The sequence below is a fragment of the Solibacillus sp. FSL W7-1324 genome (assembly GCF_038008025.1).
In the GTDB taxonomy this organism is placed as follows: Bacteria; Bacillota; Bacilli; order Bacillales_A; family Planococcaceae; genus Solibacillus.
Map to the genome: position 1 here is coordinate 134785 of NZ_JBBOYH010000002.1, position 23074 is coordinate 157858.

The following is a 23074-nucleotide window of genomic DNA, read 5'->3' on the forward strand; positions in this document are numbered from 1 at the left end:
TGTCACTCCTTATTGCATTGTGTAATTGATACGTGTACCTGATCCTGAATATTGGATAGTTTGTTTGTATTCTGCATATGGTAGAATAATTGATTGCTTTGTTTTTAAATCTGTTTGTCGCTCAAACAAGTTCCCGTCCACATTTACAGTTGTTTCGTCAAAATCTAGCTTATAAATTGAGCTGATTATTTGTGCACCTGTAAATAGGGGCTCTTCTGGAATTTCAGTTTGTTTTACATATACAGAACCTTCCGTACCAGGAGAAATTTCAAACTCTTTTTGTATTTGAAATAATGGTGTCAATGCATAAGCTAGAGCTAGACTAAAAGTTAAGGTTGTTAAGGTAAACCAAATCGCTTCACTTACTGTTTTATTCATTAAAGGTTGGGAGCCGCGCAATACGGCTCCCATTCCCCCTTTCGCAAAAAAGGATTATTGTTGTTTGAATTTAATACTACGAATAACGCCGTTTTTGTCACGCTCGATAACTGCATCGAACATTCCACTTGGATTAATGTAATCTACATGGTTATTAGTTGTAGCATTTACTAAGTCTGTTTGTAATTCTGTAATCGTGTCAGCTTCTTTGTTAAATTCTGATAAGTACCAGTTCGTAGATTTACCAGTTGTTACTTGTACACCAATTTCGCCTTCTTGACCTTTGAATTTACGGATAGCGTTGATAACTTGTGAACCTGAAACCACTGTATTGTCATACATTAAGTATTTTTGATCTTGTAATTCTGTTGTATTATTTGTGAAATCATTTGTTACTGATTTTGCTGAGTCTGCTGCAGGTGTGAATACCATGATTGCGATACCTACTAACACGATTGCTAAGATGATTCCCGCTGCAAATTTGAGCGCGGTTGCTGTTGTTTCTGACATTTTGAAATTCCTTCTTTCTTTTCTGTTTTATATTTTTTATTTTTTATAATAAGTGGACCCACCCACAAATTAATGAATTAATGTAACAACTCCATCATTTGGTTTGAATTTGTTACAGCGATATAGATAATCGGGAATATTAAATAGATGAAAATTAATGAAATCATTGGTGCCAGACCAAGGAAAGAACCCATTTGAGTTTTTTCTGCAATCTCGCGTGTTTGATCTTCCTTACGTTCTTCTAGGTAATATTCTCTTTCAACGTCTATATCCTCAAATGCTTCTGCAATTGATAAGCGAATTAATGTAAGTTTTAATCGCTCTACAATTTGTACGAATGGCTCGAACGTATTTGTTTCGCCTAACTTTTCTAATGCTTCCTCTGGTCCACTATCAAATTCTTCGATAGCAATTTCGAGCGAACGTTTAAATGCAATAGAAAAGCGTTCTAACCATTGAAGTATTCCTGCTACACTCATTCCATCAAAATCTTTTAAGATGGATATAAGCATTAATAATTGGTATACTTCACGTTCCATAAGCTTTAATCGTGCTCGTTTTTTGAAGCTTAAAACAATTGCAGGCAACTGATAAGCTATGTAAGCAAAGATTATCGCTAATAAAACTTCATACCATTTTAAGTACGCATTCGTGTACTTAACGTATTTATCCATAATGCGATTGTAAGTTTTTAAAACTTCTTCGTCTGATGGATCTAGTTCAAGTTGATCTGCAATAGAAAGGACAATTTCTTCTTCGGTTGGTAGCACCTTGGCCTTACTAAAGTTTTCAATTACTTCTCGGTCGTAATCTGTTTGTTGTTGTAACAAGGCAGATTCTTTGGCCGTATAAGTTTCGGTGAAAATTGAACCATCGAATGAACCTTGTAATGCAACTGATTTTTCTCTTACGTGTGAGTAAGCGAAAACACCAAATGCAAGAATAAATATAATTACAGCACTAACAATCTTTTGTAATGTAAGTTCATACACCGTAATAGATTCATTAGCATCTTTAATTAGCTGTTCAGTATCGTTGTAGCGACGTGAATACTTTTTCGGCGTAAATGCTTTACAAAGCAACATCGCACCTTTAACTTTCGTTAAAATCCAACGCTCCCATTTAACTTTATTTGGGACAAATTCTTTTGTGCTCTCTGAAATTTCACGCATTTTACGTAAAATTAAGTAACAAGCGATACTAATTGCATACACACCAATTTCTGAAAATAGACCGATACGAGAATCGTAAAAGGCTTCTGTTGTTGGGAAGTTTCCCTCAGTCCAATTTTTCACAGGCAATGCAAAGAAAATTGGGATTAGTGCTAGTAACGGTAAGTTACGCATCGCATAGCTTAAACGGGAGCGATATAATATTTCTGCATTTAGCTCTTTATTAATAGCGGTTAAGCCATTTAAAAATGAGCTTTTTCCATCTATCACTTTATCGCCGCGCTCTTTAACAAGTACGGCAAGTCCAGCAAACACCCGTAAGTAACGTGTTGGTGCTACGTCTTCATATAAAGCCAGTTCTTTTTCCACGTCTAAGCTATTGACGATTTTATCAATACGCTCAGCGTGATTTTTCATTTCATTACCTGCATCGTGAATCGCTTCAAATACTGCCTCGTCTACCATTTTCGTAGATTGATAATAGAAGCGAACGCGATTAATGTATTCTTTTAACTGTTTTAAAAGCTTTCGCTCTACTCTATAAATAAAGAAGTCTACTAAAATTCCTGATAATAATAGGAACCCAACAAATACCCAAAAGGCAACTAAAAATGATGGTCGTATTACCAAGAGAAACCCTAATACGATTACGACTAACGCACAAATTGCGAAGATAATCTTCATTACTTCTTTGCGTAAAGTAAATTCATCATATACAGCTAACGTTTCAAGCTTTTTGCGAATCTTTGCTTGAAATCTGCGAAGTACAGGGATGCGTTCGATGAAGTTATAACTTTTCAACGCAAAGGCCGTAAACTTCACTGAATAGTTTTTATTACGTACCTTTTTCTCACCTAATACTGCAGCTCTTTCATTTCTTAATTGAAAGAACTTTTGAAATTGCGTAATGCTGTAGATTATCAACCCAACAAAGATAGCAATTAGCAATATCGAAAGAATCATAGTGCAAGCCCCCATGACTTACTCATAAGCTCTTTAAAGTCCTCAGCATCTTCTTTAGATAAATGAAGCATCATGCGTTTCATACGTTCCTCAGAGATCGGATTAACAGCGACATACGCACCGTCACGATATTCAAGAATTGTATTTTCTTTAAATTGCTGTGTTTGAGTCTGTTGCTGGAAGAACGTTGTTGCAAGGCTAATTAAAGCTCGTACATCCTTCTCCTTTGAGCCGTCCAAACGATCTAAGATTTTTAAATGCTCGTCTGTTTGGTCGATTGGCACACATTCAGTAATACGCTCGATAATACGCTCACCTGTTGCATGAATTTGAACCATGTGAACATCGAACTCTAGTACACTGATTACTTGTTGCTCGGCTACACGCTCGTTACTGAACATACCAGTTTTTAATAATGAGTTACGTAGAGCGAATACAAGGTCTTTAAATGTTTTGGCATGGTGAGTAAATAGTGTAAATTCAGAAGCTACCTGTGATGTTTGAATCATCCATGCAGCAACAGGGTCAGTTGCTACTTCCCCTAACACCGTAACGTCACCGTCAGTTTTCTTTTGTAAATCCAATCCATCTTGACCGCTATACGTTTCTGTTTCTTGGAAACTTAAAATATTTCGGCCCGGATAGAGGTTACGTAGATTTAATTCGAATTTTGTTTCTTGAATACGAAGCTTTAACTCTGTATGAATGTGCTCTATTAAAGCCATTAATAACGTTGTTTTACCAGAACCCTGCGCCCCTGTTACGGCTACTGTTCTTTTACTGCGCATTAGTAGGCGAAGTAATTCAATTGCAATCTGTGAATTGTCTTGTTTGAAAAGATCCGGTAAGCCTAGTTTTTTAGCTTCATATTTTTTACGAATGAATACAGCCCATGATTCTGTTAGTTTAGGTCTTGCAGCAGTAACACGTGAACCGTCAGCCATTTCATTAATGATGGCTGGATTTGTTTCAGAAAGTTGGCCCGGATAACCGTATTTATAAGCATTTGTAACAATTCGGCGTAACTCTGATTCCGAATCAAATTCAAGGAAAGCAAAGTGAATTGTTTTACCTTTATTCATCACCCAAATACTACGTAGGTTAGAAAATGTGGTTTCTTTACTTTTTGCCATTGATAAGAAATCATCATCTGAAATTTCATTTACTGTTGTTTGAGATTTATAACCACTTACACCAGCTGATACACCGTCAATTTGCATATCTCGAATTTCATCGATAAGGCCAAACCCTTTGTAATGGCTATATACGACTTGTGAAACAATTCGCATCTTATCTTGATATGAAAGCTTTTGGTTTTTCATTTCTTGCTTATACGCATTGTGAATGTGGTCCTCAGTAACGATATAGCTACCAGTTTCATTTTTAACATCCCATTTATAACGGGCAATGATAGCTGATAACGCTTTGTAACCATGTTTCTTTTCATTTACATACAGCATCGTTTCAAATTTTTCACGAGCTGTCATTTCGGCTGAATTATCAAATGGAATGACTAACCCAACTAATTCCTCATTGATTTTTTTATCTTTTACCAAGAGGTCGTAAATGTACTCACGCACGTAAGTTTTAGCAGAAAGATCACCTGTATTACAGTTCTTTAAAGCATTTTTCAATTCTTTACGTCTACTCTGACTACGTTTAAATTCTTCTTCGGTAACGTTGTCTAAATACAGGCTTTTCGTAGTAATATCAATCATTTTCTTACTAACGTAGTTTTTCAATTCCTCAACTGTTAATTCTTGTTGTGGAATGTATGATTTCTTTTTATTCGCAATTTCTGTTTCTTTTCTAGCTTGTGTAAGCTTCAGAAAGATGAAGGCTAATGCGAACAATCCAATCGCTATAATTAATAAAAGGTTCAGTGAGCTAGTTTGTATCATTCATTTCACCTTCCTCAACGTCAGCTTCAACGTCGGCTAGAGTTTTATGAATGTACTTTACAATGTTTTCTAGTTCATCACGAAAGTTTGAAGCAGCCGAATCTTTTACAGTCGATTTATGTAATCGGTAAAACCATTCAGTTACATTTAACGTATTGCAGGCATCCTTAAATTGCTGGGAATAAGGTATTTGGAAGACCGGCGCCTGCGTTTTATACATTCGTTTAATTTTGCGAGTTGTAAAGCTCGATTTTTTATCATATTGGCTAATTACGATAATGTAGTTTCTTCCTTTTAATTCTTCCGGGAAGTCCATACCATTAAAGAAGCGATCTAACACGAATCGATTCTGCGGTAGGTTTACAATAACTAAGTCGGCTTTACTTAAAATAAGTCTTGTTAGTTCACTGTTACGCCCACTGTGAGCATCGATCCAAATGTGATCATAAGCATCTTTTGTAATGTTTAAAATCGCTTTCAACGTTTTGTCATCTATAATATCCTCTAAATTTGAACCGCCTAATAAATCGAGCTTATCTGCATAAATGGTTTCGGTATAATCCATAACCGCGTTTGGCTTTAATAAATTCGATTTAATTAAGCGTTCAAGGGCAGCCATGCCCGCATCTTCAAAACCTTCTCTAGTAACTAATTGCTTACCGAATAAAAGTTCTAAAGATGAATAATTTAGTTGAGTGTGCGTGATTAATGCACGTTTCGAGGATGTTAAAGCTGAGTACGCTGCTAATGCTGCAACATTCGATGTGATAGCGCCTTGTCCATGAATTGGGCTCCAGCTCACAATCGTTTTACCCATCTACTTGTCACCCTTCCTTAATATGTTCTCCTGCCATTACAGGCGGTAGAGCTTTAATTGAGTTGCTGATATTGTTTACATTTGATGGTTTGCGTTTATTGAAAATACGTTGGAACAGCCCTGTTTTCAGCACTATATCGTAATCAACAATTGCATCATTTGTAATTTCTGCTGCAACACTTTTTACATTTAACTTGTAATTTTTGCTCAACTTATCGAATGGCACAGAACCTTCATGTTGAATGAACTCTTTTAGATAGTCCTGATTTTCTGCAAATTCAAACGTATCTACGTTTTGAACAAAGTTGAAGCGACCATTTGTTAGTAAGGAAATGTAGTCCTCGCTAATGTGGATCGTGCTTTCAAAGTACAATTGATGGATATTTGTGATACCTGATAAATCAGCGTAATCATGTAATAAATCAATGTCCTTCATAATATTTGTACGAATGTTATCACTCACGTAATAACTCTTTTCAATTGGTAAAGCCATAATTGATTTTTGGATTTTATTCACGTCGATTAGAATGTAATCGTAATTTTCCATGCATTCATTGGCTTTCTCTAGCTCCCAATCAATGTTAGTAATGGCCTTGCCAGTCGCTAAAATCTCAAAACCGTTAAAATCGTATAAAACTTCATTTTCTTCAACTTTCCGAATAATACCGTAGTAATATTCATAGGAGGAAGTTGCATCTACAATTAGTACACGTTTCTTCATAGCACTAATCGAATGAGCTAAGTAAATAATGAAGTCAGCTTTAGAACGGTTTCCCATAAATTGAACAATCTTCATTCGAATTACTCTCCTTCAAGTAAGTTAGCTTGTTCTTCCACTTGTGCCGCCTCTTGTGCGTTAATTGCGTTCAGACGTTGCTCTTCCGCTTTTTTAGCGTCAGCTGCTTCTTTATTAGATTTCGTGTTGGTATTACCTGATTTAACTGCTTCTTTTTCTTCTTCTAATAAAGCATCTAAGCTATTTTCAAGAGCTGTACGGTTACGTTGCTCTAAAACATATTTAGCTTTATTCACTACGTTTGGATCTTCTTTAAGTAAAGCAAGTACATTGTCCTTTAATGGATATGTTTCAATCGCTTTATTTTGCATGTGCTCGTCTAAATATGGAATTGCATAGATTTTCGCATTTTCTAAGTACGCGTCAACGATACCTGAGCTTACAGATAAAATTTCATCTTCTAATACGTCAATGCGTAAATTAATACCTGAAATATCTTTAATTCGTTTTTTACTTAATAGAATGTAATCTTCACCTGACGGGAATTGAATACGAATATCTACATACTTGTTGTTTTCGATATTCGTAGGTAATTCAACAAAACTGTATTCCGCTTCACGAGCATCGTCAGTAATTGCCTCGTCTTCATATACCATTGATTTAGTTAAGACAGTATTCGCCTTTAAATCTGTTTTTGCATATAAGTAATACTCATTGTCATTTTGTAAGTGCGGTAATAATACAACGTCTTCCGAATGTGCTGCTTCCGACACGAACACTTTAGTTAGCATAGCTTCTGAAATAACTTCACCTTTTTCAACGTCAGCGTTGACAGCGTAAGCTACTTGGTTCTGATCTGCTACTGACTGTAATTCTTCCATTTTTGCTTTATACTCGCCTATCCGCTTGGCTTCTGCATCGCGCATATTGTCATACAAAAAATATCCGGCTATCGCCAAAATTCCTAACATGATTGTTGCACCAGCTAAACCTGCGTAAATTAGTTTCGAGTTTTTTGTACGAATACTACTCTTTTTCATTATCCCCACTAATAACAAATTAGTGGGTTTCACCACCTTCTGTTATTATTTGAACGTCATATAAATGACAAATGCCAACGCTGTTAAAATTGAACTTGCTACTGCAATCAACAAATGTTTATTGTTTCGCTCGCGTGGGGTATATTCTTCATTAAAGCCACCTAAAAGGTCTGAATATGTATCCTCATTATCTTTAGTTACGTGATACGGTGAAATTGTGTTACCAATTAAAAACACTTCTTCTTTTAAGCGGGACGAAAGCTCTTTAACGGCGCTTTCATTACCATTTGCTACAGCAAATTTTGTTCTGTCGTCTAATTCATATTCAAGTTTGAACTGTTCAATCCAGTGATACTTCCACTCGTCTGCTGATACAGTGACAACCTGCATGTGACTACGATAAAATTCGTCTTCATATGGTGAATCTCTTAACACACCTAAATCCAAAACAACATATTGGTAATGCTTATAAACCTGAGCTACATCGAAGTTTTCTCGATACTTGAAATGATCGAAGCCTTTAAATTCAAACTCCATATCTTCAATTTGCAGGTTTTCTAGGTGAATTAGACAATGGATTCTATCAAAGTCCGACGAAGTATTTCCCTCAACCACCGCTACATCGTAATTTTGTTCAGACAGATATTTCGCTATGTTTAAAGCTGTATTTGTCGAACCTAAATTCCTTTCAACACTTGCAACTGCAATAATTACTGTTCCTAGTATTGTGTCGCTCGTATTACGCTGCGTGTTATCTTGGAATACCCATTCGTCATGAACCTCATGCTCGGCACGTTCTCTATTAATAGTAGGAATCTTAATGTTTGGTAATTTAATGCCTGGCTTTTTACTCTCGGCATCTTCACCCCCACCATCTTTCTGAACTTGTTGCTCTTTCGCATGAATGTTAATGTTTATTGAATCGTACTTAGATAAATCACGTCGCCATGGATACGAAGGGTTGGCATTTCTAAATCTTAATGCCAGTGAAAATGACATTGGCGATTTAAATGAATCAATCAGCTTTGTTACCGTAAACTTCCCTTCATTTCTTAAAAAGAAGTTGTATATCCCCATTTCGAACAGTTCCGCAAGTAGTGGATGTCCTTCAGGATAATCTGATAACACTGTAAATGGGACTTTATCAAAACCATTGTGCCTTTTTACCGCTAGAATGGTATCACTTAACATTTCCAAACGTGGATCGTTGCCTTTACGTGCCAAATCGGTACTTATTAAAATTCCGTCTATCTCTGAATGTTCAGCGACGGTTTCTAATAAATCTTCAATGCACGTAGCAATGTCCAGCACCTTCACACCCTGTTCTCGAAACTTCTGTTCGAGTACCTGAGCAAACGATGTATTAGAGGTTGCGATTACAAGATTCATGCGTCCTCCTTGCCCTAAAAACAAAAAAAAGCACACATTACCCCTATATAGGGGTAATGCGTGCTTCGCATTTGTAATTTTAGTTATTTAATTAAATGTTTTACTTTTTAGATATTAACATATTAAAAATTAATCAGCAACACAAATTTTTAATCTGCCGATAAATTCTTCATTGTTATAAATAACACCACTTCGCAGGATAACTTCATTAGGTCCGAACGGAATAACATTCGTATGTCCTTCAGCTAAATTGAAGTCTGATACTTGCATTTTCCCATAGAACATATGCGAAATTGGCTTATAAATGTTCGGGAATAATGATGATGATTGGATTAATAATGCGTGATAAGGTATCAAGTGCATATTATCTAATAACGGTTTAGTTAAAGCAGCTAACATTTCGACGCCAGCTAAAATGATTTCTTTTGCTACACTATCCGTTTCTCTCTTTACTAAATCTTCTCCCAATTGAACTAATGTTAAAATACGCTGCATCCCTACTTCATCGGATTGTCGGTTTAAATGAATTGCGAAAATAGTCCAAACACCGATAATAAATGATTCAACTAGTTCAGCTAGGTTATTCCCTTTCACCAGGTAAACAAAGTCTGATACACCGTCATTTTCATTGCAAATTATACCCATTTCAACCATGCGAATACGTTCAATGTGCCCGTACAGAATATTTTGCTTAACGGGGTCCGTCATATTCATAATCCCTCGCAAATAACCCATTATCGGCCCCTCTTGATCGCGGTAATATTGCATTTGAGGAATTAATTCTGTTCTTGTCGTACCTTCTGCATAGCATACGGCTTTAAAAAATAATTGAACCATATCCATTCGCATACGCTCTAAATGCCCCATTCCTTCATAAGTTGGAGCTTCTTCTAGCTTTAGAATGTCTAGAGTATCTCTTTCCATAAAGCGATTGCTAATATCTTCAGTTGTCATATGTAAGATTCTCGTATCATTTGCACGAGCATAATGTTTTACATGACGAATAAAGCCATGCTCAAAATTATCGTGCATAAAACCTATACGTGCATGAACAACATTACGCCAATCCCACACAATTTTATATTGCTCAGGCAAGTATGCGATTGCGAATGGCTGCCCTACATACTTTTCGTGTATCTTAGTTTTCTCCATATTAAATCCTCCTTATATAAGAAAAAAGAACGCAACTCTCCCCTTTTGGAGTGTTGCGTTCTTCGTCAACAATTCATTTTGATTTTAGTTGAATATTAAATTATTAGCAACTATGACTTATCTTCATTATTAATATCGCTTGTTTCATTAACGTTAATGCTATCGTTAAGGTTATCGTTAAGGTGTTCTATTAGTTTATCGCTAATATATCCCTCTATAAATCGATCCCGTTCAGACACGCGTTCACGCTTGAACAGCCAACCTTCAAATCGCTCTTTAGCATCCTTCTTCTCCCACTCGTCAATTGCGGTAAGTCTTAATTTCTTTTGAAGTGCCAGTATTTCTAACGTGGTATCTCTTACCTGCGTTTTTTCTTTTTCTTTTTGTGTGTCAATTAATAGTCTGTTTTGTTCTTTTAATTTAGCAATTTCAGAGGCAAATAATTGTTCTAATTGCTCCTTAAACTCGTTTAAAGCTTCTATAGGAATACCCTGCTGTTCTGACTTTAAATCCTCATTAGCTTTTTCTTTAGAACGTACTAAATCGGTAGTTGCTAGGCTATCGATAATCTGTGGAATTTGCCATACAATTCCGTTATTTAATGCTTTTGTACGCTTAATAATGATGAATTCTGCAACTTTTAAATCCTGCATATTATACACTTTCATCGAATTGATTCTGTTTAAGAAGTGAATTTCTTGGCTTTCAAGTTGACGGAAATAATTATTCAATGTATTTAATGTAACTTTTATGTCTACATTATGAATATCCTTGAAATGCTGGTTCACCTTCTCCGTAAACTCCGAAACTTTCCAGACTTCCATTGAATTTGTAGTTATTGGTTCTGATTCATTTTCTACAGTTGAGTCAACTATTTCTAATTCTGTCATATCTTTTGCACTCAAACCAGACCCCTCCTAATATATATTTCTTAGGATGATTATAACATTGTTAGAACAACTTTTCTCACCCTTTTTCAACTAAACATTAATAATCAATAATAGAAAAACCTTAAAATCATTAAAAAATAATAATACAAAAAGGATTATCGTTACGTTATTTGGATATTATTCAAATAACGTAACGATAATATTTAACTCTTTCTTTAATGATAATATTAGCTAATTTGTTATCATTAAATTAATTCGATATTATTCAAATAATTTATCGTTAATATTTCAATCTCTACTTAACGATAATACATCTCTCTTTCTTATCGTTGCGTTATTTCGATATTATTCGAATAACATAACGATAAAATTTTATACTTTCATTAACGATAATATTAGATAATTTATTATCATTAAATTAATTCGATATTCTTTAAATAATTTATCGATAACCCAATGTTAGCTAACTAACGATAATAGTATGTATTTATTTATCCTAATTTGATCTTGATACTACATAATCTAATGATCAATAACTAATAATCGTTTCGAAAATGTTATTTATAACGCTTAGTGTTTAAATTATCACTATATACACTACACAGTTTCAACATATTCTACGTACACTCTCAACACATTATCAATATATATACAACATAATATAAACACTTTATCAACTCTTTTGACACACAAATTGAATACTTTTTCATAAATATATAAAATTTGACTAAGAGGGGAGACAATTATTCTTACAAAGTAGGGGCTACATTAGTTCAAATAGAACTTTTCTGCGTCATACCCGTTATAATGGTGACTTAATAACTAAATTCCATTGTTTAAGCATTGGAATGGTTAAGTCGCTTATAAAGTAAATGGTTAGAAAATGAATAGAGGAACTTCTTTAAACTATTTATTCGAGAACAGGAATATTAGTAAATTTAAAAGTGAAAGTCAGGCATTCATTATAATAGTTCGTAAAACCTATATGAATTGACTGCAGCTTTTTTTATCTTAATCTGGATTTTGACGAATAACTACTTATTAAGAAATATTTCAAAACGAGTATATAGTGAACTTTTTTAATTTCATGGTAATATATAAATTAAATGGATATTACATCTATTTACCAATCTATATAATTAATGTAAAGCAGCAACGATACTATAAACATTCAATTGATGGGTGACCCTCATTATGGGCCAAATTAGCTTAGAGCATTTCGGTAAATGCTCATATAAGAATATAAAAATTAAACAAAATGTAAGGAGGCGAACTTATGAGTGAACAAGTTCAATTAAATGTGTGGCTAACTAAATATAAAAGAGGGCAATTCATTTTAATTCACGAGAAAATACAAGAAAAGTTTGCTTCTACAATGGAAACCCTTTTCAATAATATTGAGGACTCAGCAAACGAATACAAAGAAAAATTGCGTGAAGAATATGCGACTGCTTACAATTATGAGGTAGTTGATCCTAGTGACATATTTGAAGATATCGAAATGGAAGCTTATGAATTTTATAGATCGGAAAAAATCATGGAATATAATTTTCACTTGTCGTTGTTAGCTACAACATACCAAATCTTTGAACAACAATTAAGAGGTTTTGTCTACAAGGAGCTAAACCATAGTACAAGTCCGATTAGGTTAGTAGATGAATTTTCAAAATTTGGTTTTAATATGGGGGAAATAAAGAAAGCATACGAATATCTAAAATATGATTTAACAAAGACTCCCCAATGGGAAACGATTGAACTATTAGCTGATCTTGTTAATACATACAAGCATGGTGACGGTCGTGCTGCTACTAGGTTGTATAAAAAGAACCCAGACTTGTTCTTAAAAGGTTTCTTAGGTGACAAGAGAGTCATGGACGTTGAGCTAACAACCAATGCTGAGATTGTTTTCGATATCGAGAAAGTTAGTTTTAATAAATACTCCAACGCTATTATTGAATTTTGGAGGGACTTTCCAGAACACTTAAGTCCCGTTGTCGATGTCGATTAAATATAATATAAGGGTGCGATTTTGGTAACAGAGCAACATAATCAGTAGGGGATAATAAACTCTCGTTTGGTTTGTTAATTAGAGAAAAAGGTAGTTAGATCAATTACTGAACTGAACCCCATTTTGTAGACAGTTTAATAAAAAGGGATGTAGTTGTGCCTATGCTGCGATTAGATGACTTCGGTAACTTGCCGGAGTCATCTTTTTTAACGTCCATTGCTTTCTCGTATGGTTATAATGATCCATATACTCTACGACTAACGTATGCAATTCAGCTAAGTTTTCAGCTTCCTTATAATCGACTTCATCTTTAAAATGCCCAAAGAACGATTCCATAGGGGCATTATCTAGGCAGTTTCCCCGGCGTGACATCGACTGTTTCAGTCCCATTTTTTTCACAAGCTGTTGCAATTCTGGGTGCGTATAATGAAAACCCTGATCGGAATGAATCATGGCTTCCGGATGAAGATTCCCATCTAAATCAATCGTTAATTGTTCGAGTGTCTCATACACAATCGATATTTTAAGTGTTGTTGATAGCGCATAGGCGACAATTTCTCTTGTAGCGACGTCTTTTACACAAGATAAATAGGCCGTTTGACCACCTCTGATCCGGGGGCGATTGGAACGAAGTCCAAGGAAGCAGAAAATGTTTTAAAAGTAGCTCTAGCTTTAGAAAAGAAATTAATCGCAAAAGGATATAAAGTAAGGCTATCGAGACGCACGGACACGTATTTATCTCTTACACAAAGGGCTCAACTAGCAAATGCTTGGGGAGCACATATATTTATATCTCTGCATGATAATAGCGCAGTAAACAAAACTGCAACAGGCTTTGAAACATTTATTTTCAATGGTCCTGTAAGTGCTAATACAGTGAAATTACAAAAATCCTTGCACGAAGCAATCATTAATGGAATCGGTTTTCGAGACCGAGGTATGAAACGCGCAAATTTCGCAGTGGTGCGTGAAACAAACATGCCCGCGATTTTAATTGAATACGGTTTTATCAGTAACTTAGATGATGAAAAAATTATAGCTTTTGAAATTGAAAAGCAAGCTCAGCTGACATTTGAAGGCATTAATAATTTTTTTGGTGTTACTACGATAACCCCGAAGTCACCAACTGAAAATACTAACCCGACAGGAGATGATGAAGTTATGTTAACCGAAAGGACGCGATGAAATTAGAGACTTATTAAAAAAAGCACGTAACAAACTGTATACGGTCAACGGTAAAAAGGAGTTTGTAATTAATCCAACCATTCTATACTGATTCAATAATTAATCAATACAATGATGCGCAACTGCTTAGCTATCAAGCTGCAGTAATTAATCGAACATTCTAATAAATAATAGCCCATTGACAAATTTAATCAATGGGCTATTAAAAATTGGGCTTATAACTGACTTATGCAATGCAATTTGTAATCCCCCATAAATAAGCAGCAATATTAGAATACTTATTAAGTAAATCATTTAATATTGACTGTAATTTACTACTTTAGGATGTCTGAACCCTAAATTGATTGCTTCTTTATACATTTATACATAATGTTCCTTTCGCTCCTATTAACTCGTCCCAAAATAAAAGGAGCAGCATTTTTAGCTGCTTGCTTGATTAATATGAATTAGTAGATTATATAGAATTTGCTATCCGAACCAATTCCTCTCCCGGATCAATGTCGGTAATCTTATTACTAATTCCCATTAGAAATTGTAAATTGTTTTTCTCAAAAAACATAAAATTAAAGTATTCACGTTCAAAATACACTGCTTTCGTGCCATCTTCGAGTAAATATTCTTTTCCTTTAAATTCTAATTCATTATCAATTAATTTAATATCTATTTTAAAGATATTTTCAGTTTTATTTTCATGTACATATCGAATTTCTAAGGTATCATTTATATAATTTTTGTCTTCTGAAAATTTACCGAATTCATGAGTAAAAGGAATTGGAGGTAATGCTTTAGGTAATCTTACCTCACATTTACAAAACTCTTGAAATTCTTTAACGGACTCTTCAATTGATTTATATCCCACTTCAGCATATTTTTTTTCAAAGCTTGAAGGCGTATCTTCTACAGCATACATTTTAACACTAACAAACAAGAACAGAATAGCACTGGCAGCAAAAATTGAAAAAGTTAATTTATTCATTTTAAATCAATCCCTTTTTTCTTATTATTACAATTTTAAAAAAACATATACGCAAAAAGGGTTTTTAATATTTTTGAAGAATTAGTATTTTATACCAAAAAGAAAAGAGGTTATATATGATGAAAAAATCGAAGTTTACTCTTTCAACTGTTTTAAGCCTAATTCTTGTATTTTCTTTCGTATTAACAGCATCAGCGGCATATTCAAAAATTGATTGTTCTAATGTAGCTGGTAATCCATGCAAGGGAGTAAATGTTACTAGTTATGGATCAGGGACAGTTTATTCAGAAACTCTATACGCAACAGCAGGTGATTATTTAGAAGTAAGTAATTATTCTAGTGGTCAATTTAATCTAGTTACCACATTAGTAGATTCTTCTGGAAATGCTGTAAGTGAACCAATACCATTTACCGACACACAATATATAAAAGTTGAAAAAGCTGGATATTATGGTGTTAAAGTGGAATGTGAAGATGACTCAGTCAAGAAAAGATGCACAGGTACTGGAAAAGTGATTAATTCTTAACGGGAAAAAATAAATATCAACACAATACCAATTTAATCAATAGAGTTATCCAATTCTGGCGTTTATCCAAAACGTAAAATAGGGTCTAATAATTATTAAATAGCTCATTACCTTTTTGGTAGGGGGCTTTTTTATATGAAGTAAGTTTTATTTCTTTTTATTATTTCCGAAACAAACTTTTAAAGGTTCGATATAAATTAAATCTAATGAGGCATGTAATAATGCGTACATTTTTTAACATTCTTTTTTTCCGATTCCATCGTAGTTAGAATTGCCATGTAGAATAGAATTACGATTTAAATATTTACTATTACTATCAAAAATCTTGATGAAAGCGGAAATGAATTGATACTGCAGAAGACCATCAAGACTCTTTGATAATTTCTTTTTTACTGTTAAATTTTTATTATTTAATTTACTCCACAATTGTGGGATATATACCTTATCAGCTTTATAATCTTCTAATTTTTTTCTTAGCCATCTTGAAATTATGTTGTCGAATGTAGCAAATAAGGGAAGTAAGGCAATATTGTAAGTATGTAATATCGGTCAAGAATACTTTTCCTGGCTCATCTTGGTTGAACTCGCGATTTAAATGATTCGGTATACGGCAGTGTGACGCTGTCGCTTTTTCTAAGTGGCGATAGGGATTCGCACGGCGAATTTTCGCATATAAATTAAATTAACGCATTAAACGAAGAATCTTTTTATGATTCATGGGTTGGTCTAATACATCAACTAATGCCATATAAAATCCACGATAGCCAATCTTTCCTTTCTCTTTATCATATATCGATTTCAGTAATAAGTAATCTTGATAATCTGATTCTTCACGAAGTGCATCCTTTTCCGCATTTCGAAGCCATTTATAGTAACCGCTTGGACTGACATTCGCTACTTGGCATAAATAGCGTGTCATGTTTTTGAGTTGATACAGTCGAATCGTTTCGTTAATTGCCTGATATTTTTCTCTTGGTGTTAGAACCGATTCTTCTTAGCCTGCCTTTCCATTTCGTCGAGCTTTTTAGAAGGGTTAATTCCGCTTCTAAAAGTCGAATACGCGCTTCAGCTTTCTCTAACTTTTTGTCCGCTGTTAGTTTATCAGCACGAGGGCGACCTATGCTGCCTTTTCCGCGACGCTCTTCCAAAAACCCTTGTTCACCAAGTGTTTTATAGATAGACTTCCAACGGCTCAATGCACTTTGGGCTTTTTTTAGGTCAATAATATCTAAATCAAATCCAGCTTCTCTAAAGATTTGAGCTGGGCCTTTTCCCGCCAGGTTTTCCCGAACCGCCTTTAATTTAAAGTCAGCTGTATATTGAATAGAGCGATCTGAAACAGATGCCACGTTTGGATTCGCTTCAATTTGTCTGCGTTGATGTTCATTAAAAATAATTTTACTCATGATGTTCTCCCGTCCTTAAATCGTATGGCCAGTATAACGGGATTTTTCGGTGAAGAAAATAGAAAAACCCCGAATAGGTCCACTTTTTTTAAAGTGTCCACTATTCGGGGTTCAGTTCATACGTTGACCTAACTACCTTTTTTATTATTTCTTATTAAATGTGAATGCCTTTGACATTTCTGCCATATTACCTATACTCATTCCGCCAGTTTTGTTTGATTGCAACGAGGTTGTGTCAGATGATGCAACGCCTGAACTGTCAGTATTTTGTAGGTTATGGTTTTTATTCCCTTCATGTACAGTTGGTTCTGGAGTTACTGTATCTCCTGGACTTTCTTTGGCTACCAGTTCGACAGTCTCACCGTCATTTTCATTGTAACTTTCTTTTTTTACTATATTTTCACTAGCCGTACTTTTTTCTATAACTGGTGCATCCTCACTTAATAGGGTGCTAGCAATATTGTGATTACCACCTAAAAATTTATTGATGAAGTCCTCTTGGAAGACTTCGGGGTTGAAAGTTCTAGGTAGGTAATCTCTTATATCTCTGTCACCATATTTCGCTTGTAGCACTAGAAAGCCGTAAAGTACAGTTGATGATAAATCCGATTGTTTGTTGATAAATGAAATCAAATCTTCATGAGCTGCTGTACCAATGTACGTTTGAAATCTATCCCCATGACCTAGTACTTTCGAGCGTCTTTTGTTAGGTTTTTTTCCTTGCTCTGCGCCTTTTGCGTTATCTTGCTCTTTTGTCATTATGCTTGTCCTTGACCTTGAACTTCACTAATGTATTGGTCTTTCATTTGATCAAAGGCTTCATGAAGCATCATCATTAATAAACCTAACGAATTTGTAAATTTATCGTGTTCAGAGAAGATTGTACGTCCTTGGTATTTAGAGTCAGAGTTCATGATCTTAGTTAAGTGACTTCTATATAAGATTGAACCGCCACCACAGAAGACGTTTACGGATTTTGAGCCTAAATCTTTGAAAATATTTTTAACTTCAGTACCAATTTTTTTCGAGTTTGCACTTAATCGTGGACTAGCAAAGTTCACTAATGCTTCTGTTCTGAAATCATCTTTAGAGCTATAAATCTTAGTAAATTGCGTTAGAGAATCAATTTTATTTAATGGGTCATGTTCGTTCCATTGTTCAATAATACTGAATACATCTTCTTTTGTGCCTAAATCTAAAGACTTTGAATTATTGTAGTCGTAATTTACACCGTTCATTACCGCTAAATCGAGTGTACCAGCCCCAATATCAGTTAATAAAATTTTATATTGGCTTAAATCTGTAGTAATCGTTTGTCCGTTTACTTCTATTGTATATTGCTTATACGTTCCATCTAGGTTGTACATAATCGGATAAACTGCAATTGCACCTTCGGGGAATGTGCTTGCAAATTCAATTTCAATTGTAACTTCAATTTTTTGGCCGTTAGGGAAATGGAAGATCATTTCATGCGTACCGATAAAGCGTAATGCATGTGATGAAAATGAATTTGGATTAATCTCCATTAATGGTAGTGCAAGAGCAATGTCATATGAAGCTTTAACACTCTTGAAATCCCAAGAACCTACTTCTTGATGTTTTTGTTTCAGAGCATCTACTAAAATACCTGCTAATACAGAACGAGCAATAATTTCAGAAGCGTATTTTTTAGATTCAAATTCTGTTTCATCCGGCTTCACACCATTTTCAGATAAAGTGTGACCACCAATTTTATATCTACGATTCGTTTCTTCTAATGCTTTTGAAGAAACAAATGTAACATCTAATCTTTCGTGAATATTTTCATATGTAACATCGTTGTTCGCTAACATTGCAAATTTATCATTGTTGCGGAAAATTTCAATCTCCGCTGTAGGAATAGCGATACCCGCATGAGCTCCTTCGAACCAAAATTTAGCTTCACCATTTCCAGCGTCAACGCCACCGCGACGAGTTTTACGTTTCTTTGCCATAATTCTATCTCTCCTAATTATATAAAATTGGTTTCTTGTACTTATCTCTATCAAAATAGTACATATAAATTTTACCTTAAATTCAACACTATGTCAATAGAGTGTGTACATATCATGTTTATACTCTCAACACATTATCAATACATTATAAATACTTTGTGCGTATATATTAAATACAATGTGTTTAATGACTCAATACAATATGTATACTTTATCTTTAAAAGATATGTAGAATATACCTACAATTGCAACACGGAATTTCAAATTTTATACACACATTCTATACATAAAGTGTTTTGTATGTGTTTAGTAGTTCAATATAAAATGAATATAATGTGTGTAAAATATATTTATAAACTCCATATTTACTCAATACTTTTCTTAATATATTTTGTATGTTTTTTAGTAGAAGACTATCTAATAGGTGTATGTTTCTTTAGGATAACCATAGCTGATCACTTATAGTCACATGTCCAATATTATTAAGTTCAAACTATAAAGTCATACTCGAAATCCACAATGAATAATCAAAAAATCAAGCTCAATTACTTGCTTAGATACGTTCCCATTTCAGCCTCAAAAGCCACCTTAAACCATGCTTAAAAACAAACTAAATATACATGAAATTATCCAGCGGAAATGGCTGCAACTGCTACCGATCCCTAACTATAATCAGGTGATTTTTGTAGCATTTTTCAGTGTCGGAAAGAGGGCTTACACTGACGTTTTGCACTGACGACCAATACTGACGTAACCCGTCACCGTTGGTCGTCAGTAATAGACGTCAGTGTATAAACTCAAAAACTCAGTGATAGCAAGGGCTCGCTTGTACTCCGTTCGCCAACTTTGTAACTCCGAACTTTATTGTGCTAAAATCGGAGTCACGAGGTATAACATTTCAAGATTGATTTTCTCGGCAATTTAAGAGGGATTTTAAAGCTTATTTAAGTACATAGAAAAGAGGATTTTAATGACGCCATCTACAGCAAAAAAACCTTCACCAAAACAGATAGAAATAATGAAGGTGCTACTAAAATTACGTGCTGCTACAATCAAGCAATTAGTAGCTTATTTTCACCCTGACATTCACCCTAAATCGAAGGACTTTCCAGTGAAGCAAAGATCCATTCAGAAGACGGTAAAGTTGCTGAAAGATAACGGATACGTCATATCGGAGTATTCGAACATTCAGGACACATTCTATTTGCAGCTAACACAGGATGGTCAGGAGTTCATGTACAGCCATATGCACATCACAGTGAGGGATAAGAACATACGCTCTGGTTTTGATTTTGAGTTGGGGTATTTTGACTGGCGTAAGCGGGACAATAAAATGTTAGAGAACAAACATTCGCTTTTCCAAGTTTCATGTATGACCGCGATCATGTCACTCAATCGACTGGCGGAACTAGATACGAATGAGAAACAAAATAACAATTGGGCTATAGGGGGCGTAAGGTTATCGAACGTGTGTTCCGTACGTGATAATCTCCATGCAGCTCCCCGAAATACGAAAGTGAAGAAATCACATGTGTATAAGCCTGATGGGGAAGTTCAATTAAACCAATCATTATATAAAGATTTTAAAACCTTACATACGGTAGAGCGAAATGGGAAACTATCAGTGTATAGCTCACCCGAACGTTTTTATTTAGAGTTCGATATGAAAACAGAATACGGGAATCGACTAATGGAGAAGTTTGGACGATTAAAGCGCCGACTTGATGAAATGGCTGAAACAGATGAGTTGAAATATTACAAAGGGATGCTAGTTATCTTACCTTCAGATAAATACCCAAGTGATCTACAAGTACAGCTGCGTCATTTGAATTTCGTTGAATCGTTTCAAATGACTTGTCGGAGTTATTCAGATTCGTTTGAAGTGATTACATGTACCGATGAAACTTTACAGGACACAATTGTTACAATGCGTACTGAATACAAACAAGATTTTGCGAATGTATTAAGTACCGCGTTAAAGCACCCTGACTTTAATGGAGCCTTTACCTATACAACAAAAGATAATGCGATGTTCAAAGCGTATGATAAGAGAACAGGGGACACATTGGCTCGTTATGAAAAAAATCAGAACTATATGTATATGTTTTTTAACATTGAGGGATTATGTATAACAGCATGGAAGAAAGCCATTGAACGTTTTAATAAAACGGTTGTGCAATTGCGCGATGCGTTTCAAGGTCAAAAGCATATTGTACCGATTGTCGTTTATCGAAAGCATTACCCAGTGTTCCCACGTGAAATACAAGATACGTTCCCTATGCGAGACGGTGAACATTTCTATCAGGAGTATTACGTGATGCAGATTTCAAATCCGGCAATGCCTGTTTTATATAAGCGCGGAGAACCGGTGCCAATTAGTTCATTACAGAACTTCTGAACGAGAAAGCCCACTGCTTTAGCTGTGGGATGATAGTGAAGTCAAATATGGAGTGTCGTTTTTGAACCTACGGTTCTTGACGCCTCAAGTATTTGAAATGTATTTCTTCTTTTTTTGTTCATTTCGTTGTTGTTATGTTTATTAACTGATACAATTGAGCCATGGAAAATTATAGACATACAAATACGACAGTCTCTCTATTGAATTATCATTTTGTATTTTGTCCTCGTTATAGAAGAAAAATTTTTTTGAATAATGAGGTAGAAAAAAGATTTAAAGAAATCGTTAAAGAAATCTGCGATAGCTTGAATACCGAAATCATTGCAATTGAATGTGATAGAGACCACGCATACATGTTTTTAAATACGCTGCCAACACTTAGTCCGGCAGATATAATGGCTAAGATTAAAGGGGTGTCTTCGAAAATTTTAAGAGAGGAGTTTCCGCATCTGCAACACCTCCCGAGCTTGTGGACACGTTCTTATTTCGTATCAACGGTGGGCAATGTTTCTAGCGAAACAATTAAACGATATGTAGAACAGCAAAAGAAAAGAGGTTAATACATTGAGCCAAACGTTCACACTACAAATTAAATTAATGCCATCAAAAGAACAGGCTCTAATTCTAAAGGCGATGTCCGAGAACTACATCCAAACTATCAATAATCTTGTAGATGAAATGGTCAATGTAAAACAAACAACTAAGAAGACGAGCAAAGATGTACAAGTAGATTTGCCTAGTGCTGTGAAAAACCAAGCGATTAAAGATGCGAAAAGCATTTTTAGCAAAGTAAGAATGAAAAAGTTTTCTATTGTTCCACTATTGAAGAAATTGGTTTGTGTTTGGAACAACCAAAATTATTCATTTGATTCGACTAGTATTTCAATGCCTCTTTATATTGATGGTAAAGTTAAGAAAGTGCCCATTAGGGCATTGATGAAAGACGAAAATAATCGAATTCAAAAAGCGTTAACAGAAAATAAATTAGGGACGCTTCGCATCACGCAAAAGAAGAAAAAATGGATTGCTCAAATTGCCCTAACAAGTGAACCTGTTTTTAAAAATGGGACAAAAATTATGGGCGTTGATTTAGGGATTAAAGTTCCTGCTGTAGCTGTAACAAGTGATGATAAAATCAGTTTTTTCGGTAACGGAAGAATGAATAAATTTAAAAAACGTAAGTTTCGTTCTACCAGAAAAAACTTGGGCAAACGCAAGAAAATAGCCGCTATTAAAAGTTTAAACGATAAAGAACAACGTTATATGAAAGACCAAGACCATAAAATTAGTCGTTCGATTGTTAATTTTGCAATCGAACATAAAATTTCTGTTATTCGCTTAGAGCAGCTAGCAAACATAAGACAGACGGCAAGAACAAGCCGTAAAAACGAAAAGAATCTTCATATATGGTCGTTTTATCGTTTAGCACAATATATCGAATACAAAGCAAACCTATCAGGGATACAAGTGGAGTTCGTCAACCCTTTTTATACCAGTCAAACTTGTCCTAGTTGTTCCGAAAGGAACAAAGCGAAAGACCGTACATACAAATGTAATTGTGGTTTTAAGAAACACCGAGATATAGTCGGCGCAATGAATATTCGATATGCGCCTGTGGTTGATGGTAATAGTCAATCAGCCTAAGATGCTATA

19 protein-coding genes and 2 pseudogenes are annotated in these 23074 nt (G+C 34.7%); 6 read left to right on the plus strand and 15 right to left on the minus strand.

Going from position 1 to position 23074, the window contains the following annotated elements; translation table 11 throughout:
• Positions 1 to 9 precede the first annotated feature (9 nt).
• The 10 genes from MKY71_RS19260 to MKY71_RS19305 form a co-directional block, all read right to left on the minus strand.
• Positions 10 to 411: a hypothetical protein gene (locus MKY71_RS19260; protein WP_340733770.1), complete on the minus strand. Its 402-nt coding sequence runs from the start codon at positions 409 to 411 to the stop codon at positions 10 to 12.
• Positions 412 to 432: 21 nt separating this feature from the next.
• Positions 433 to 888: an ABC transporter permease gene (locus MKY71_RS19265; protein WP_340733771.1), complete on the minus strand. Its 456-nt coding sequence runs from the start codon at positions 886 to 888 to the stop codon at positions 433 to 435.
• Between the two features lie 77 nt (positions 889 to 965).
• Positions 966 to 3023, minus strand: a complete 2058-nt coding sequence (locus MKY71_RS19270; protein ID WP_340733773.1) for a hypothetical protein — start codon at positions 3021 to 3023, stop codon at positions 966 to 968.
• Positions 3020 to 4924 (minus strand): ATPase, T2SS/T4P/T4SS family, encoded by a 1905-nt coding sequence (locus MKY71_RS19275; RefSeq protein WP_340733775.1) that lies wholly within the window; start codon positions 4922 to 4924, stop codon positions 3020 to 3022. The genes MKY71_RS19270 and MKY71_RS19275 overlap by 4 nt, the downstream gene beginning before the upstream one ends.
• Positions 4911 to 5741, minus strand: a complete 831-nt coding sequence (locus tag MKY71_RS19280; protein ID WP_340733777.1) for a hypothetical protein — start codon at positions 5739 to 5741, stop codon at positions 4911 to 4913. The genes MKY71_RS19275 and MKY71_RS19280 overlap by 14 nt, the downstream gene beginning before the upstream one ends.
• Positions 5742 to 5748: 7 nt before the next feature.
• A complete protein-coding gene (locus MKY71_RS19285; protein WP_340733778.1) occupies positions 5749 to 6537 on the minus strand; it encodes a hypothetical protein in 789 nt (262 codons plus the stop codon).
• A gap of 5 nt (positions 6538 to 6542) precedes the next feature.
• Complete coding sequence (locus MKY71_RS19290) at positions 6543 to 7517, minus strand: hypothetical protein (RefSeq protein WP_340733780.1); 975 nt, start codon at positions 7515 to 7517, stop codon at positions 6543 to 6545.
• A gap of 45 nt (positions 7518 to 7562) precedes the next feature.
• Positions 7563 to 8906 carry a hypothetical protein gene (locus tag MKY71_RS19295; protein WP_340733781.1) on the minus strand — a complete coding sequence of 448 codons (1344 nt, stop codon included), beginning with the start codon at positions 8904 to 8906 and terminating at the stop codon, positions 7563 to 7565.
• A 129-nt stretch (positions 8907 to 9035) separates the two neighbouring features.
• Positions 9036 to 10058: a hypothetical protein gene (locus tag MKY71_RS19300; protein ID WP_065217409.1), complete on the minus strand. Its 1023-nt coding sequence runs from the start codon at positions 10056 to 10058 to the stop codon at positions 9036 to 9038.
• 110 nt (positions 10059 to 10168) lie between these two features.
• Complete coding sequence (locus tag MKY71_RS19305; protein WP_340733782.1) at positions 10169 to 10963, minus strand: hypothetical protein; 795 nt, start codon at positions 10961 to 10963, stop codon at positions 10169 to 10171.
• A 1261-nt stretch (positions 10964 to 12224) separates the two neighbouring features.
• Between MKY71_RS19305 and MKY71_RS19310 the strand changes: the two genes are divergently transcribed.
• The gene (locus MKY71_RS19310) at positions 12225 to 12956 is read left to right on the plus strand and encodes a hypothetical protein (RefSeq protein WP_065217411.1); all 732 of its coding nucleotides are present in this window, start codon (positions 12225 to 12227) and stop codon (positions 12954 to 12956) included.
• A 159-nt stretch (positions 12957 to 13115) separates the two neighbouring features.
• Here the strand turns inward: MKY71_RS19310 and MKY71_RS19315 are convergent.
• Positions 13116 to 13565: pseudogene (locus MKY71_RS19315) on the minus strand (IS3 family transposase); the annotation flags it as partial.
• Between MKY71_RS19315 and MKY71_RS19320 the strand changes: the two are divergent.
• Positions 13554 to 14141, plus strand: a complete 588-nt coding sequence (locus MKY71_RS19320; RefSeq protein WP_065217412.1) for an N-acetylmuramoyl-L-alanine amidase family protein — start codon at positions 13554 to 13556, stop codon at positions 14139 to 14141. The pseudogene MKY71_RS19315 and the gene MKY71_RS19320 overlap by 12 nt on opposite strands.
• Before the next feature lie 454 nt (positions 14142 to 14595).
• On the opposite strand, the gene MKY71_RS19325 is transcribed toward MKY71_RS19320, so the two are convergent.
• Positions 14596 to 15117 carry a hypothetical protein gene (locus MKY71_RS19325; protein WP_065217413.1) on the minus strand — a complete coding sequence of 174 codons (522 nt, stop codon included), beginning with the start codon at positions 15115 to 15117 and terminating at the stop codon, positions 14596 to 14598.
• A gap of 119 nt (positions 15118 to 15236) precedes the next feature.
• Between MKY71_RS19325 and MKY71_RS19330 the strand changes: the two genes are divergently transcribed.
• Positions 15237 to 15644, plus strand: a complete 408-nt coding sequence (locus MKY71_RS19330; protein ID WP_139377690.1) for a hypothetical protein — start codon at positions 15237 to 15239, stop codon at positions 15642 to 15644.
• A gap of 526 nt (positions 15645 to 16170) precedes the next feature.
• On the opposite strand, the pseudogene MKY71_RS19335 reads toward MKY71_RS19330, so the two are convergent.
• The 3 genes and pseudogenes from MKY71_RS19335 to MKY71_RS19345 all read right to left on the minus strand — a co-directional run.
• A pseudogene (locus MKY71_RS19335) lies at positions 16171 to 17050 on the minus strand (IS3 family transposase); the annotation flags it as partial.
• A 144-nt stretch (positions 17051 to 17194) separates the two neighbouring features.
• Positions 17195 to 17809 carry a hypothetical protein gene (locus tag MKY71_RS19340; RefSeq protein WP_340733785.1) on the minus strand — a complete coding sequence of 205 codons (615 nt, stop codon included), beginning with the start codon at positions 17807 to 17809 and terminating at the stop codon, positions 17195 to 17197.
• The gene (locus MKY71_RS19345) at positions 17809 to 19023 is read right to left on the minus strand and encodes a hypothetical protein (RefSeq protein WP_340733786.1); all 1215 of its coding nucleotides are present in this window, start codon (positions 19021 to 19023) and stop codon (positions 17809 to 17811) included. Before MKY71_RS19345 ends, MKY71_RS19340 begins: the two co-directional genes overlap by 1 nt.
• A 970-nt stretch (positions 19024 to 19993) precedes the next feature.
• On the opposite strand from MKY71_RS19345, the gene MKY71_RS19350 reads away from it, so the two are divergent.
• From MKY71_RS19350 to MKY71_RS19360, 3 genes are all read left to right on the plus strand, one after another.
• Positions 19994 to 21421 (plus strand): hypothetical protein, encoded by a 1428-nt coding sequence (locus MKY71_RS19350; RefSeq protein ID WP_340733787.1) that lies wholly within the window; start codon positions 19994 to 19996, stop codon positions 21419 to 21421.
• Positions 21422 to 21582: 161 nt separating this feature from the next.
• Entirely contained in the window at positions 21583 to 21981 is a 399-nt protein-coding gene (tnpA, locus tag MKY71_RS19355) for an IS200/IS605 family transposase (protein WP_065217418.1), read from the plus strand.
• A gap of 4 nt (positions 21982 to 21985) precedes the next feature.
• On the plus strand, positions 21986 to 23065 hold the full coding sequence (locus MKY71_RS19360) for a transposase (RefSeq protein WP_340733789.1): 1080 nt from the start codon (positions 21986 to 21988) through the stop codon (positions 23063 to 23065).
• The last annotated feature ends 9 nt before the right edge of the window (positions 23066 to 23074 follow it).

What these genes read in the sequence shown, in the direction of transcription:
- MKY71_RS19260 (WP_340733770.1), bottom strand. Translation starts at nt 411, where the DNA reads ATGGGAGCCGTATTGCGCGGCTCCCAACCTTTAATGAATAAAACAGTA.
- MKY71_RS19265 (WP_340733771.1), bottom strand. Translation starts at nt 888, where the DNA reads ATGTCAGAAACAACAGCAACCGCGCTCAAATTTGCAGCGGGAATCATC.
- MKY71_RS19270 (WP_340733773.1), bottom strand. Translation starts at nt 3,023, where the DNA reads ATGATTCTTTCGATATTGCTAATTGCTATCTTTGTTGGGTTGATAATC.
- MKY71_RS19275 (WP_340733775.1), bottom strand. Translation starts at nt 4,924, where the DNA reads ATGATACAAACTAGCTCACTGAACCTTTTATTAATTATAGCGATTGGA.
- MKY71_RS19280 (WP_340733777.1), bottom strand. Translation starts at nt 5,741, where the DNA reads ATGGGTAAAACGATTGTGAGCTGGAGCCCAATTCATGGACAAGGCGCT.
- MKY71_RS19285 (WP_340733778.1), bottom strand. Translation starts at nt 6,537, where the DNA reads ATGAAGATTGTTCAATTTATGGGAAACCGTTCTAAAGCTGACTTCATT.
- MKY71_RS19290 (WP_340733780.1), bottom strand. Translation starts at nt 7,517, where the DNA reads ATGAAAAAGAGTAGTATTCGTACAAAAAACTCGAAACTAATTTACGCA.
- MKY71_RS19295 (WP_340733781.1), bottom strand. Translation starts at nt 8,906, where the DNA reads ATGAATCTTGTAATCGCAACCTCTAATACATCGTTTGCTCAGGTACTC.
- MKY71_RS19300 (WP_065217409.1), bottom strand. Translation starts at nt 10,058, where the DNA reads ATGGAGAAAACTAAGATACACGAAAAGTATGTAGGGCAGCCATTCGCA.
- MKY71_RS19310 (WP_065217411.1), top strand. Translation starts at nt 12,225, where the DNA reads ATGAGTGAACAAGTTCAATTAAATGTGTGGCTAACTAAATATAAAAGA.
- MKY71_RS19325 (WP_065217413.1), bottom strand. Translation starts at nt 15,117, where the DNA reads ATGAATAAATTAACTTTTTCAATTTTTGCTGCCAGTGCTATTCTGTTC.
- MKY71_RS19330 (WP_139377690.1), top strand. Translation starts at nt 15,237, where the DNA reads ATGAAAAAATCGAAGTTTACTCTTTCAACTGTTTTAAGCCTAATTCTT.
- MKY71_RS19340 (WP_340733785.1), bottom strand. Translation starts at nt 17,809, where the DNA reads ATGACAAAAGAGCAAGATAACGCAAAAGGCGCAGAGCAAGGAAAAAAA.
- MKY71_RS19345 (WP_340733786.1), bottom strand. Translation starts at nt 19,023, where the DNA reads ATGGCAAAGAAACGTAAAACTCGTCGCGGTGGCGTTGACGCTGGAAAT.
- MKY71_RS19350 (WP_340733787.1), top strand. Translation starts at nt 19,994, where the DNA reads ATGACGCCATCTACAGCAAAAAAACCTTCACCAAAACAGATAGAAATA.
- tnpA (WP_065217418.1), top strand. Translation starts at nt 21,583, where the DNA reads ATGGAAAATTATAGACATACAAATACGACAGTCTCTCTATTGAATTAT.